General features: G+C 32.6%; 11 protein-coding genes, 1 rRNA gene and 1 pseudogene. 1 reads left to right on the forward strand and 12 read right to left on the reverse strand.

The features are described 5' to 3' along the window. Positions 1 to 47: 47 nt before the first annotated feature. The 3 genes from CHLWT_RS08480 to CHLWT_RS08490 are packed head-to-tail and all read right to left on the reverse strand — an operon-like array spanning position 48 to position 4039. Positions 48 to 1313, reverse strand: a complete 1266-nt coding sequence (locus tag CHLWT_RS08480; RefSeq protein ID WP_112000215.1) for a restriction endonuclease — start codon at positions 1311 to 1313, stop codon at positions 48 to 50. Next, the gene (locus CHLWT_RS08485; RefSeq protein ID WP_112000216.1) at positions 1306 to 3798 is read right to left on the reverse strand and encodes a DNA cytosine methyltransferase; all 2493 of its coding nucleotides are present in this window, start codon (positions 3796 to 3798) and stop codon (positions 1306 to 1308) included. The genes CHLWT_RS08480 and CHLWT_RS08485 overlap by 8 nt, the downstream gene beginning before the upstream one ends. After that, a complete protein-coding gene (locus CHLWT_RS08490; protein WP_112000217.1) occupies positions 3785 to 4039 on the reverse strand; it encodes an XRE family transcriptional regulator in 255 nt (84 codons plus the stop codon). The genes CHLWT_RS08485 and CHLWT_RS08490 overlap by 14 nt, the downstream gene beginning before the upstream one ends. Before the next feature lie 138 nt (positions 4040 to 4177). On the opposite strand from CHLWT_RS08490, the gene CHLWT_RS08495 reads away from it, so the two are divergent. After that, positions 4178 to 4525, forward strand: coding sequence for a transposase (locus tag CHLWT_RS08495; RefSeq protein ID WP_112000218.1), 348 nt, complete (start codon positions 4178 to 4180; stop codon positions 4523 to 4525). On the opposite strand, the gene CHLWT_RS08500 is transcribed toward CHLWT_RS08495, so the two are convergent. The 9 genes and pseudogenes from CHLWT_RS08500 to CHLWT_RS08540 all read right to left on the reverse strand — a co-directional run. Further along, positions 4514 to 4933: a hypothetical protein gene (locus CHLWT_RS08500; RefSeq protein WP_112000219.1), complete on the reverse strand. Its 420-nt coding sequence runs from the start codon at positions 4931 to 4933 to the stop codon at positions 4514 to 4516. The genes CHLWT_RS08495 and CHLWT_RS08500 overlap by 12 nt on opposite strands. A gap of 51 nt (positions 4934 to 4984) precedes the next feature. Next, positions 4985 to 5578, reverse strand: coding sequence for a hypothetical protein (locus CHLWT_RS08505; RefSeq protein WP_143211748.1), 594 nt, complete (start codon positions 5576 to 5578; stop codon positions 4985 to 4987). 335 nt (positions 5579 to 5913) lie between these two features. Next, on the reverse strand, positions 5914 to 7545 hold the full coding sequence (locus CHLWT_RS08510) for a polysaccharide biosynthesis/export family protein (protein WP_112000221.1): 1632 nt from the start codon (positions 7543 to 7545) through the stop codon (positions 5914 to 5916). Positions 7546 to 7616: 71 nt separating this feature from the next. Continuing rightward, positions 7617 to 7973, reverse strand: a complete 357-nt coding sequence (locus tag CHLWT_RS08515) for a hypothetical protein (RefSeq protein WP_111985102.1) — start codon at positions 7971 to 7973, stop codon at positions 7617 to 7619. 20 nt (positions 7974 to 7993) lie between these two features. Next, positions 7994 to 9352: a cytochrome P450 gene (locus CHLWT_RS08520; RefSeq protein WP_112000222.1), complete on the reverse strand. Its 1359-nt coding sequence runs from the start codon at positions 9350 to 9352 to the stop codon at positions 7994 to 7996. 10 nt (positions 9353 to 9362) lie between these two features. Then, entirely contained in the window at positions 9363 to 10463 is a 1101-nt protein-coding gene (locus CHLWT_RS08525) for a hypothetical protein (protein ID WP_112000223.1), read from the reverse strand. 366 nt (positions 10464 to 10829) lie between these two features. Then, complete coding sequence (locus tag CHLWT_RS08530) at positions 10830 to 13226, reverse strand: autotransporter outer membrane beta-barrel domain-containing protein (RefSeq protein WP_112000224.1); 2397 nt, start codon at positions 13224 to 13226, stop codon at positions 10830 to 10832. Between the two features lie 1327 nt (positions 13227 to 14553). Next, a 5S ribosomal RNA gene (gene rrf / locus CHLWT_RS08535) occupies positions 14554 to 14671 on the reverse strand. 41 nt (positions 14672 to 14712) lie between these two features. After that, a pseudogene (locus CHLWT_RS08540) lies at positions 14713 to 14844 on the reverse strand (toprim domain-containing protein); the annotation flags it as partial. Positions 14845 to 15026 lie beyond the last annotated feature (182 nt).

Raw genomic sequence — 15026 nt, forward strand, 5'->3', positions numbered from 1 at the left:
TTATGTAGCAAATACACCTATATTTTTGATAATTTAATATTTTAAAGTTATAACAATGGTCTATTGCGTTCCAATAAGTATCCATAAGACTCTGTATTAAAGTCTGAATAAAATAAATCTATTTTTTCCAACAAGGACGCAAAATTTAAATATTCTATTGCATCAAAATCATCTGTTCCTAATCCAGTATTTAGAACAGTTTTATAACGATCAAAATTATATGTCTCAGTTCTTGATTCGCCTAAAAGATCATTCATTATAGTTTTGGTTTTTGCTAATAAACAAATGTATTGGAAATCCCTATCAATATATCTTGTTTGATTGTTCGGATGTGCCATACTGATGTGTTGATTTGGAGTTAGCGCAATCAAATTCTCTATATAGTCGCTAATTGACGGAAACTCAGACTCTGGAAAAATATGATGAATCTGCGTAGCATTAACCAACTCTGTATCTTGCAAGACCTCAGATACTGAATTGTGATATTGTGCATTAAAGCGTCTTACAATTCTTTTGGCTCTTTCTACATTATATCTTGATGTAGCGGCGTCGATTTGCTGTTGTTGCTCATTATATTCTTGTCTTGTTATATTTTTGCTTTTACCACTAAGATCATCTCTCCAGTTTATTCTATTATATCTTAACTCGTCTAATGTAATAGGTGTTGATGACAGAAATCCTCTTCTTGTTCCAAGTTTTTGTAGGGAGAAAGCTAAAGGATTTAAAATTTTGGTAAATATTCGTCTGCATTCAAGCGATTTGTTGATTCTTGTATGATTGATCGTAAAGTCAATAAAGGTTTCTTTGAGTTGTCTAAAATTATTACATGTTTGATTGTCGAAGAAATTTTGAAAACTGTCATAAATTCCACTATCTTGCAAAACTTTTCTGATATAGTTGGTTAAGAAAAATAGCGAATTTGTCTCCCGAAGTGCAATAAACTCTAAAAGTTTAAGATTATTAATTTTATAGTTGTGCCTCGAATTTGTTCCAATATCCAATAAAGCCCCACTATATTCCAAAAGATTGATAGGTTGGGAAAAATATTTATCATATTCGTTATTCGCCATATTAGAATCAAGATTTGGCTTTAAAAATATTTCTTCAACATTATCTTTAGTGTATTGATCTTGCCAAATATCAGATACAGTGAATTCAGTTTCTGTGTTATAACCAGTGTGTTGTAAGATGCAATCAGCTATTATAAGTATTACGTCAGTCGTGCATTTTTGATCTATCCACCTAGCATTGCCACTAATTCTAACATCATAATTTCTAGAATTTAAAAATTCAAGAACTTCTTCTCTAGTCATAATATTCCTCCTTTAAGGCTCCAAACCAAAAACAGCTAACGCTATCAACATTTAATGTTCTTGTTTGATAATTGCGTGCTATTTTATAAAATTCTCTAAAATCACTACTGGAAATATATTTTAGCTGCTTACTGCTTAAATTTTTAGAAATTTTTGGGATAAGAATAGCCACTGAGCCATTTACCACATAACCACTTTCTTTTTTTACAAGACGTGGATTGTATGTCATATTTGGGGTTAAATAAACATCATCTCGATTTAAAAACTTAGATGCGGCAAATTTATCAAGTTTGTTTTTCTCAACATAGCTATCGTAGCCATCAATTTGTATTATTGTTCCATCATGTGCAATATTCCGCGATTTTAAAACCCTTATGGCCTGCTTTGTCTTATTGGTGGATGTATTTGAATTCGTAAGCTGCCTATCGCGAAAAACATCGAAAATTCCAAAGTCCATTTTACTCAGAATAGTATCGAAGAAAAAGTTCCTATAAATGACCCAGTATGGCAAGTCTTTGTCAAAAATATAGTTTTTCTTCTGCTTTAAATTAATCCTTAGAGGTAGAGATTTGACATTAATCTCATTTTGTTTGCCGGTTGTTATATTTATAGTTTCTATCAATACTCCATTAAAGCCAAACTCTCCAAAGTCTAAAATATTACTAACTCCTGTTTTTGCAAGAAGTTCTCTAGTGCCTCTATAATCTTTTGTATTTAATAAATTTTTCGGCATTATCATGGACACATAGTCTGAAATTTTAAGTGATTTTTCTAAAAAAGCACCAGCTAAGCTACTGATTTCATCGCTTAATTGAACTCTATATTTGCTATTTTTAGATAGTTTGGAAAACGGAGGATTGCCAATTATCAAATCCGCCTTTGCTTCATATTCCATAAAATCTGTATTTATAAACTCTAAATTAAAATTTGTTGGGACTATATCGTAATATAGTATTTTTAAAATCTCTAAGCTGTCACCATCTATATCAATAAGTTTTAAATTTACATGATCCACGCTTTCATATTTTTTAAAAATAATAGGCAAGAAATTACCGCATCCAGCACTAGGTTCAATAATTGTAATTGAGTTTTTACTAAAAGTCGGTAGAGTCTTGGCTATTTCATTAACGATAAATCTATTTGTAAAGTATGCAGAATGAGATTCCCTTTTTGCATTGGACATCTCGGCAATAGTAGACAATGAGGCCGCGTCTATATTGTCTTTATTGCTAATAATATATTCTTTTAACTTATTACTGTTTATTAAGTTATGTTTAGCGATTATATTAGTAATTTCATTTTGTTTTAACTTTTGTTTCCGCATAAAATTTAATATTTTTTGGGCTATTTGTCTGAAAATTGCAGTAGGAACAGCTTCTCCTATACTTTGACGAATATTAATTTCGTATTTTTTGCTTGTTTTTATTTTTTCATCGTCATTTAAAGAGTTAAGTTGTTCTAATGAAGCATCAATCCACTTAAAATTATCAGGAATGCTCATCATAAGCATAAGTTCTCTTATAGAAAAAACTCTATCGTCTACTGGATGAATAGTATTTTGACTAGCGAGTTGGTCGTTCCTTGTATGAACGCAAGGTGCTACCGATTCCCATTTTTGTCTAGTATATTTATCGCCGTTTTTTGCTTTGTTTAGAACTATTTTACCATTTATAGTTTGATGTGGGCGTTTTCTCTCATCTTTATTTTCAAAGGCGTTCTGCCCTTGGGCTATATCCTTTATCCACTCTCTCATGTGTGCTGGATATGTTCTAAAGCTATGAAAAAAGTCATTTTTATCAAATTCGCCCCATTGCAAATTTCGCAAATGGCCTATAACTTGTTTTAGACTTTTTTGCTTTGTAAAATCAGGGAAAAGTTCTAAAGGAGATATGAAATTAGCTAATTCTTTACAAACTCCAATAACCAAAGTTCTAGTCCGAGATGAATTACCTCCATAATTTTTAAAATTTATAACCTCATTATATATGCAGTAATTCTCAGTCAAATTTGCTTCTATCATATCGCCTATTTGCATAACTTTACCATTTTGTGCTATACAACCAGTCTTATAGAAGCCCGAAACATTTTCTATAATAAAAAATCTAGGTTTAATGTCAACTATCATATTAACGCTTTCAACCACGAGAGAATTCCTATCTATTTCGTTGGGTTGTTTTTTGTGATTCGCGACACTCATGCCTTGACAAGGAGGCGTTGCTATCAAAACATCTACCTTATCATTCCCTAATTGTTTATAAACTTCTATTTGATATTTAATTTGTTTTTTTATCTCTTTTTCTCTTATATCTCCTAATACATAGCCGCTTTGAAATTTACATTTATTATTTATCATTTGAATTTTTAATCTACGCTCTATAATTTCATTTGTGGCTATACATTCAAAACCAGCTTCTTTAAAGCCATAACAACCGACCCCAGCAGATGAAAAGAGCGATATATATGTAAGGATTTTATTCGGCAACATTAGATATGCTCTTTCTTACTTCCCAAGTTCTAACAATTCTTACAATATCATCATCGTTAAGCTGTGAAAGCATATCCAAAATAGCCCTCATTGCTAAGGGTTGATTAACATCTCTTAGCCACTCTGTATATGTTCGCAAAGACACTCCAAGTCTATTTGCCATCTCTTGTTGCGAAATATTTTGTATCTCTTTGCTCTCTATAAGAGTATGCGTCTTCTTTAAAATTTGCGATAACTTCATATTTGTGCCCTTTATATCAATGCTTGTATTATATCTAAATGTCTTTAAATATAAAAGAGATGTATATATGTATAGCATGAATATTTTTATGTATGAATTTTAAACTTCAATATAGGCATAATTATGTGAGGTAGCAAAGTGCATACCGACGAGAATATCGGATATTCAAATTTTATCGCTCATTACGATCACAGAGTGGTTAATCACGCCGTAGAGTATTGCGGTATAAACGGAGAGAATAACAATCAAAGCGAAAGCTATAATTCAAGATTTCGCAGACTTCAATACAGACAATGTCATAAATTAGGCACATTGTATCTGTCAAACTATGCTAATGAGATAGTTTGCCTAGAAGATACAAGGCGATTTAACAACGGCTTTATCTTTAGAGATATTTTAAAAAAGTGCTTAGACAGCGGAATTTCAAACGAATTCTGCGGTTATTGGCAAGGCAATCATAAAGTAGCCGAAAGATTAGACATTTAGGATTTTATACGATATTGTTTTGCGTCGTTTGTAACATGGCATTCTATTATGTCTTGATGGGCTAAATTCTCCAGTATAAATTCCGCCGTATATCGATTTATGAAGCTCTTGCGGCAGAGCTTTTGCTTTCATTACATACTCTGTTAATTCATTTATATCGACATTGTCGTTTCTTTTTATATACTCTATAACAAGCCTTGTTAATTCTTTATGCTTAAAATATCTTTCCTTTGTTTTCTTAGCCGCTATTTTTCTTAAGTCGTAGTTCGGATCAAATATCTTTATGCTTTTTGAGATAGTTGAAATTTCATCTCTCGCTTCTTTGATAGCTTCTTGATATGATTTGATCTTGCCTTGAAGATCTGCGTGTTTAGTTACTAAAGCCGATATTACGCGAGATTCTGCCATATTTTTCCCTTTTTACCGCAATTGTTATATGCGATTAATATGGCTAGAATTTTATCTGATTATTTTATAGAAGTTGATTGCGGTTGCTACATAATACCGGGAATTACAATAATTGCGTACAACATTAATATCAACAAATTTCCCTAATTTTTTTAATTCAATTTTAAAATTATCGCTGTTTATAATATTATACATTCTTGTATCAAAACAATCTGTTATAAATGTAATAGATATTTTTTTACCATATTTCTCATGCATGGATTTAGCAAAATTAATCATATTATTTAACATATTAAAATCTATAAGACAATGTTTGCTTCCGCTTTTGTCTTTTAAATTATACCAACTATGAGTATGAACGCCTCTACTAAACCAAGATGTGGTTATTATATCTTTGTTTTTATTTACTAAAATTGTAGAACAATCTCCTCTGCGTAGATGCAAACATATTTTAAATGAATCGTCTGATTTGTCATATTTTTTATTAGCAAAATATTGATTTATTCTATTTTTAAATATTTTAATAAATGAATTGTCATAGATACTACACTCTAAATCATTACATATCTCATCAAAAGATTGCGTGAAAAATAAACTTTTAGGTTTGATGCAAATAGCCTCATACCCCCCCCCATTTTCTAACATCATATTGATTTTATTTTTAATATATACAATATCTTTTAAAATATCATCAACTTCTATAATAAGAAGTTTTTTTAAATTATGATAAGTACAAAAACCAGCATCTTCTATAATACTATTATACCAATTATTAAATGTAAAACTAGTTTTAATATTTTTATTAGCGATACCTTGAAATTTTAGATCAAATAAATCACAAATAAATGATTGTGCTGATGCGTTGGTTAATATATCTCCAAAACCACTATTAACTAGATATACACAATATCCATTAATATTATTGTTTTTTTAATATACCTCTAATTTGAAATATTTCCTTATACATTAGAATACCTTTTTTACAGATCTATCACCACTTTAGCAGCGATGGCTAGTTGATATAGAATTTGAGTTAAGATGCTTGTAGCTTGTAGCATTTTGGTTTCTACCTTTGGTAGCACTAAAATAGAATCCCCCGGATAGACATCCTCGCCACTTGAAGCTTTGAATTTACCAGCTTTTCCATTAGCCGAAACAAGTATAACTCCACTACTATCGGCTCTAGAGCTTAGATCGCCGGCCATCTTGATATAATCTTCGATATCAGAGTTAGCCACATGAGTAAAGGCCCCTGGCATCGATACTTCGCCTTGAACGATTACAATATTATCCTTTGTTGGGATATATATGGTATCATCTTCTTGTAATACGATTTTATAGATATCATCTTTATTACTAATTACTACTTGACCCTTTGGCTCTACCATTCTAGCACGCTCTATAAAATCCAAAATCGCCTTAGCCTCAGTAGCTCTAATCTGTGCTTCTTGGGTTGTATCTGATGAAGTTGTAAGAGCGATGGACTCAAGCTCTCTTAGGTGCGATTCTATCAAATTTTTTTGCATTTTAGCCACGCTTTTTCTAAATAGCTGAAGTGCATCTATATTTGACTGCGGATTAAAGCCGATCTTATCCATAAGATCTCCAAGAGTAGCGCCCTTTGGCATAACTATCGCCCGTGATCCACTATGCTCTCCATCTATATTTACACGCACTTCTCTAGCAGAGTGATCAGTCATAAACTCTACTTCATCTCCTGCCCTTAGGCTAACAGAGTCAAATTTAGCTAGTGGATAGCTATTGATTTGAATTTGGCTATTATCTGCGTGGCTTCTTACGATAGCTTGAGTTACGGCTGGTTTGATACCGGCTAGTCTTGATAGCTCTTTTAGACTCATTGTCCTATCTTTAGCCTCAAATCTATATGAGCGAAGAACTTCGCCACTAGCACTCATATACGCCCCAACACTACCTACTAATATCACATCGCCATTTTTTAATGCAAACATCTCTATCTTGCCATCTACCATAAAATCATATAAATCCACACTTTTATATGGCTTATTGTTTCGCACTACTGTGATATTACGAAAGCTACCATACTGCGGATTTATACCGCCGGCCTTGTCTATAAACTGAATCAAAGAATCAGAGCTAAGCCCTTGATAAAGACCTGGTCTATTGACATTTCCTGTGACAAATATAGAGACATTTTGATAAATTCCCATATCAGCATAGACATAGACATTCTCTTTAAATACCATTTTTACGCTCTTTGATATAGTTGTAACTAAATTTGAATTTTTCACGCCTAGAAGTCTGATAACCCCAACTTTTGGCAAAAATATATTTCCTTGAGAGTCTATAGTAAGCTGCTTTTCAAATTCATACGCACCCCAAAGCTTCACATTTACCACATCGCCAATGGCTAAAATATAATCTGGATTATAGATATGTTGGCTCACCATAGTAAAGTTGCCATTAAATAAATTCTCGCCAAAAATGGTTTGAGCTGAGCTATTATAGGTACTTCGGTTAAAATCTTGTTGAATGGTTGCTACTGATGAGTTTATTGAATTTATAGATTCTGTTTGTATCGCCGCTGTAGCCGCTGTAGCAATGATAGCTAAAATTGATAATATCTTTTTCATTTATATTCTTTCTAAATTTGCTTTAAAGCTTGAATTTTACTTAAAATCCATTAAAACATAGCTTAAAATAATCATATATTTTCATCTGATTTTCTTTTGCCTATTGTCTGCTCATTTAGCCTTCTGCTAAGCATCAGATCAATAATCGGCTGCTCTCTTTTATTTGCTCTTTGGCAGTGGTTTTTTTGGAATTTATCTGTTATAAATATCACGATTTTAGCCCATCTTTTATGGCGCATTCTCCACGCATGGCTAGAGACTGACTCCCACGCATAGCCGTTAAATATAGTCGCATTGACAAAGTGATCAAGTGCTCTAACCCCTTGTCTAGCACGAGTCGGATCGCCAAAAGTACCAACAATAGTGATATAAATATAGCCGATTATTGCTAGCGGAACAAGCACACACAAAAGTGCTGTCCCAACCATCTTCTCTTTTAATCTCAAATTTAGTGCCTTCGCATCATCTTGATCATCATTCCATTTGCTGAACGGATAGTGAGCCTACCAACTACATCGGGGATAAAGCCATCTTTTAACTCTAATTTAAATTCCCTTAAAATATTAGCCAAAATTATGATCGCTTCTTGCATAGCAAAGCCCTGTCCGATGCAAACTCTCTCACCTAAACCAAATGGCATATACTTCTCTTTTGGGATATTTTCATTATGTCTATCGGGTCTAAACTCATGTGGGGCTTCCCAGTAGTCATCATGCCTATGTATCAGCCACGGAGCTACCACCACGCCAGCGCCTTTTTGTAAGACTTTATCTCTGATTTTTGTCTCATTTTTGCTTTGACGAGCAAAAAATCCAACCGGCGGATATAGTCTAAGTGCTTCTTTAAAAACATTTGTTAGATACTTCATATCTCTTATATCAGAAATTTCAAATTTACTATCTTTGTTAATGCTAATTATCTCATTATAGGCCTTTTGTTGCGCATCTTGATCTAGGCTTAAACAATATAGCGTCCATGTAAGCGAGCTAGCTGTGGTCTCATGACCTGCTAAAAATAGCATTGAGACTTGATCTAGGATCTCTTCAAAGCTAAATCTCTGTCCGCTATCAGCATCAGTAGTGTGTAAAAGCGAGGATAAGATATCGCAATGCGTATCATTAGCGTAGTTATCATATCTAGGTTTGATGATATTTGAGAGATTTTTTCTAATCACCGCTCCGGCTTTCATCCTTTTGTTTTCGCCAAGCAAATTTGAAAGCCATTGAGGCACACAAAAAAACTTTCTAATAGCCGTTTTAGCAGTCTCTTCTTGGAATGTTACAAATGCGTGTAAAATCTCTTTGCCCTTTTCTTCATCAAGCTTTGCACTCATAATGGTGCGAAATATCACATCAGCAGTAACAAAGGTCATATGCTCATCAACTTCGACGATGGAGCCATTTTCATACTTCCTAAATCTATCCATCATATCAGCAGCCGCACTACTCATAAGATCAAAAACTTTGCTAATCCTAGTCATCTCAAAGCTAGGTCGCAAAAGCTCTCTTTGCTTTTTCCACACTTCGCCATTGGTGGTAAATATACTCACGCCTAAAAGTGGCTTTAAAAGCTCGTGTAATAGATCACTTTTTGGAAATTCCTTGACATTATCAATCATAATTTTGCGAACTTCTTTAGGGTCATTTACCACAAATAGATCAAATCCAGGCATCTTTACCCTACCAGATCTCATCTTATAGCTTTTTGTATATAAGCCGTCTAGCCATGATCTGCGTTTTAAGAAAAATGTAGTGATGAGACCGGCTTTGCTACTATGCGGTTTTGGGTGAAATGGACATACTCCCATAATTAGCTCCTTAAAATTTCTTATCTTCAAGTTTGTTAGGGTCTATGGTTAAATAAAAATAATCATACCCACCACGAATTTGAGTCGCTTTAAGATACAAAAAATGAACTTGATACCACTTATATCTTATATTTTTGTATGTTTTTTTATCATAAATTTTAAAAAATCCAACTGATATTAGCTTTGGTGATTTAGCATTTTGCCTTAAAAGCTTGATATAATCTACCTTAAAAAAGCACGCCCCATCAATCTTAGAGCTAAAATCCAGCCAGGTGATGCCAGAATTTGCTACTATCTCAAGCTCTTTTTTAAATTTATCTGCGTATTTATGAAATGATACAAGCGGAATACATCCGCCTATTAAAACAAGCTTTAAATTTGATATATTTAGCCCTTCAATCTTGCTTTTTTCTATCACTCTTGCCACGCTACTAATAGCTATAATCGCCCCAACGCTATGAGCTACTATCATCACTTCGTCATTGCTAAATTGATTATTTTTTAAGCTTTTTATAATCTCATTAGCAAAGCTCTCATTTCTCTCATCTGCACCTTTAATCTCGCTTCTAGCATATTTATAACAAAATCTATAAATGCTAAGCAGCCAAAACATCCCCGCATTCATCCCTAAATAAAATATCACCTTACTAGCTAGATAAAATAGCAAAACAGAAAGAGCAATCCACAAAATATAATTTTGGATAAAATAGCTAAGAGCGTAACAAAAAAATCCCGTCAAAAAATATGATAACAATATAAAAACTATAGGATAATATCCAGCAATCAATTGAGTGCGTGAGTATCTAGCCACCATATAGACGGCGCCGGATATAGGGTAATTAAATAGCGCCACAAACAAAGCAGCAAAAACTTCAAAAAATCTTTTACAAAAATGCTCTTTTACTATATCATTCCAAATTAGAAAATTATATTTGGTTTTAATGCCCTTATAATAGGCATTAAAATAGAATAAATCATCTTTTTTGAGTTTGCTTATATTTAGCTCATTTTGCTCTATTGCGCTTGTTTTATGGATATTGTTTTTAAAGATGGAGTAGTAGTATTTTGGACTTCTAGGATCAAATCCAGCTATATAAAACACTTCTCGCACTACCCCCCCCTTTTTTTTTTAACCATACAAAATTAACAAGTCGGTTATTCTATCAAATTTAATCATAATCAATACTTAAATTAAGATTAAAAATCCCCTATTAATCTTTATTATAGCGATATTTAGTGCGTTTTGGTTGATATTGCTATATCTTCACTAACAAAAACCACCATTAGATTCGATTTCTCTAACTCAAAAATGGGATAAAATTTTCAATAAAAGTAATAAGACTAATCACAGGAAGTTACATTTAAAGAATTCTAATGTTACTTAATAATCATTATTTCAGCTCTAAATCAACCAAAGCAGAGTTATAAGTCTAACTCTGCTTATTATTTTTAGATTAATATTGATTAAATATCTAAACTAAAATGAATACCTAGCATTTAAATTCACGGCCAAATCAGTATCATAATCACCAAAAGCTGATTTTTCTAAGGTTAAACCGATTCTTAGATTCTCACTAGCTACCATATTTAGACCTAAATTCATAAGCATTCTAGAGTCTTTATCATTGTTTTTAGCGCTATCGCCATCTATTAATATTTCAGCATTTTTCACCATCTCCCATTGATAGCTAAGCCCACCAAGCGCATAAGCTCTAATCTTGCCTAGCCAAACCTCTCTAGCAAAATTAAATCCAGCCCTACCAACTAGCAAATCTGAGCTTTTAATCTCCATTTCAAATCCATTGCTATTATTTAGAGTTGCTCCACTTGTGTTGAGATAGACAAACTCAGCTTGAGGCTCGATATAAAATTTATCAAAATCAAATCTATAGCCAAATTCCCCGCCTAGATAAAGTGAGTTTGTATTATAATCTGTATCCAAAAAGCTCAAGTTCATATTTGGGAAGCTATAATCCATTTTGTGGTTATTTCTCGTGTATTTTGCGATGGCATCCATATACCAGCCATTATCAAATACTCCAGAGATGTAAAATCCACCGCCGATTGTTTTGACATCGCCTTTTGCGTTGTCGCCGTCTATATCACTACTTGTGTGAGTTACTGTAATACCGCTAAAGATAGATCCGCTTGAAATTTGACTTTGTTTATCAAAACCAGCTTGAACATGGGTAAATTTATTCTCAAATCCATCACTACTGCCCTGTCCGCCAAAAACCCTAGCCCAGCTACCAGCAGTTGCGTTAATGCCTCTTAGCTCACCCATCCTTTTATTAAGGTTGTTGATATCGGCGTAGTTTATATCCATACTTAGCTTTGAAGCGTCGTTAGCCTCTTTGAGAGCTGCTTGGTTTATAGATTTGGTTATATCTATGCCGCCATCATAATTTTTGGTAATGTTATAATTAACCAAACCTTTATTTTCCACAAGCGGAGTGTTTAAATTTGGGTTATATAAGGCTATATCTTTGCCGTTTTTTTGGATTTTGTATAGGGTTGTATCGCCTATTTTTTCTAAGACTAGATTAAGCTCACTATGTTTATTTACGGCATTTTGGACAGATTGAGTAATTAAATTTGTGGCATTTTCGCTAGAGATACCGCCTTGATTATTTGAATTTCCTTGATTTTGGGTATTATTTGAGCTTTGGTTGCTAGTATTTTGGTTATTTAAATTTACTTGATTGCCTTGGTTGGTGTTTTCTTGATTGCCGGTGTTATTATTGCCGTTTTCTTGAGTTGTGCTACTGGTATTACCTTGATTTGTGTTTTGGTTACCGGTAGAGCCTTGGTTATTTAAATTTCCTTGATTTTGTGTGTTGGTAGAATTTTCTGTGTTGCTTTGGTTGCCGCTATTTTGGCTACTTGAATTTTCAGTATTTCCAGAATTTTCGGTGCTACTTGAGCCTTGATTGCCGGTATTTTGATTATTTAAATTCTCTTGATTTTCAGTGCTACTTGAATTTTCGCTGTTATTTTCACCCTGATTGTTTGAATTTTCTTGATTGTCAGAAATTTTACAAGCCCACTCGCCACCAGGTAAAACGCTCAATAAACAATCTTTTCTATTAGAGCTATCCACATATGTGCCGTTATTTCTAGCTTCATCTATACTTAGATATGTAATGCTATAAATCTCATAAAGATCCGTAACATAAGTATTTGTGCTAGATACATAGTAGCTATAAAGAAAGCGGAAAGTTTCATTGCCTTTATTATCAGGGGCGTAGTTGCCTATAACCTCTCTTAGAGTGAGTTGGCCAGCCTTATCTTTGACAGAGTCGCTCACATAGCCTTTTTTGATCTTGCCAGTTTTTTCATCGACTTCAATCCCCCAAAGCGTAACCGTGTGAGTATCATCAGTAAGCGCAGCTACGACCTTGCCTGTTTGGAAGTTTTCTATCAAAGATTTTGTGATACCTTCACTTTGATAGTTATATCTCTCAGTCCAAAATGGCGCTCCACTAATCTTAGTTGGACCATACTCTCTTTCTAAATATGTTGGATTATTGTTATTTTCGTAGATTTTGAAATTTGGCGAAAACTCTTGAAGATAGTAGATCATTCCACGATATGGCTGTAATCCGCCTTGAATGTATGGATATTTCTCATAAAACCAATCTGTGATAGCCTTACTTCCTTGCGGTGCGTCATCTTTTAAACCAACATTTACTGTCAAATTCTTTTGCCACCAACCAAGAGTGTTACCAGCTACGGCGCCCCAGCATTGATTTGGGTGTTGCAAATACGCACTCCAACCACTATTTATACTAACTCCACTTGCCCAAAAATCACTCGCTGATAGAGATGAGCAAGTACATGCCAAAATAATAATTTTTGAAACTTTAGAATTCATCGTACCCCCCCCCTATTTTTTAAAATCGCCTATTATAATATATAAAAACCAAAAATAACATAAATTTTATATACCAAACAACATATTTGCGTATTGGCTAAGATGTAAATACAAGCTCCAACAAACCGTGAGCGAAATAGAGTTCATCTATTCTCTTACACTTGAATTTGACTTTTTAGGATGTGTGAAAAATAACACTTTAATAATAGTCCAAAAAAAATAGATACAAACGACGCCAACTCTAACTCTTCGGGCGTCAGTGGCGCACCTAAAGCGGTATCAGTGGTAAATGCAGTTTAGCTGTGGCAAATATCATCTTGTGGTAACTTAGTGAGCTTTAAAAACACTAAAGCTAGTGATATAGATGGCAGAATGAAAAAGCGTTCATCACAATCTAAATAGCAGTGGATATAGCATAGATGCGGAATTTGAGTGTTGGTAAGCTAAAGTTTAGCTCTAGTGGAGTGCTTATCAAATAGTACTATATGCAAGAAAATGAGCTCATACTAGCATAATTTAATCTAGCAAAACTAGCTTAATTTTATATTTGTGAGCGAGAATTTGCGGGTGAGAATTTGTTGATGAGAATTAACAGAAAAATTTATAAGGTTGCTAGAAAAATTAGTTAGATATTTTATTTACATTTAATGATTAAAGCATCTAAAAACAATGATTAAAAATGTGGTAAATTTAAAAACCATTAACTATAAGAGACAAGTAAATTTAGAAAATTTTGCGTTTAAAATCAAATTATTTTTGTTTAAGTTTCTACGATTTTTAAAAGTTGTTTGATTTTAAAAAGTGTTTTACAAATTAGTTTATTTTATAGCAGATATCTATAGTAAAGCTATGTTTATTCAATTATCTGCAGTATTTGTTTTACTAAAGCTATAACCAAATAATAGAGCCATCATAAAGTTTCGTAATGGTATATTAATCACCATATCATATCATAACATTAATTATTTATAACCAAAAGAGTATAAAGTTAAAATTCAAAAGCCCGGGGCAGATAATAAAGATAATAAAGATAATAAAGATAATAAAGATAATAAAGATAATAAAGATAATAAAGATAATAAAGATAATAAAGATAATAAAGATAATAAAGATAATAAAGATAATAAAGATAATAAAGATAATAAAGATAAATTCAAAAGCATATAAACATTAAATTTGGGAATATAAATAAATATAAATATGAAAAAATCTTTTTAAAATTACAATAATTATAAATTATTTAATGTTTTAGAAAAGATTGATTTATAAATTATTCTGTAAAACAAGATTAAGATAAAAAAAAGAATATTAAAAAATATTTTAACAAAGCCCGCAACGACCTACTTTTCCACATCTCAGTAAGAGAGAGTATCATCAGCCATGATGAGCTTAGCTTCTTGGTTCGAGATGGAGCAAGGCGTTTCCTCATCTGTATAGCCACGGGCAGTGTTAAATAAAACATTATCTAAATAAGAGTAATATCTTATTTAACACTGCAACTCGACTTTGGAAGGTCTCTTATGTGACCTTTACTAGCTATGACTTTATACTCATTGCCTAAAAAATTCTTTATAGTTTTTGCTTTTGCCGGGGATTCTACGATTATCAATTTGCTCATTTTAAACCCTAAATTTATTTGGCGTAATTCTATCCAAAAAACATAAAATGCATATAAAAAGAGTTTGAAAATATTTTAAATTTAAATTTTAAAATATATTTTTTTTAATACTATATTTTGCGAATAATTATCGTTTATCTTGATGCAAATCAACAATCACTATCATAATTTCTGATATAATT

The sequence above is a fragment of the Campylobacter hyointestinalis subsp. lawsonii genome (assembly GCF_013372165.1).
GTDB classification, from domain to species: domain Bacteria; phylum Campylobacterota; class Campylobacteria; order Campylobacterales; family Campylobacteraceae; genus Campylobacter; species Campylobacter lawsonii.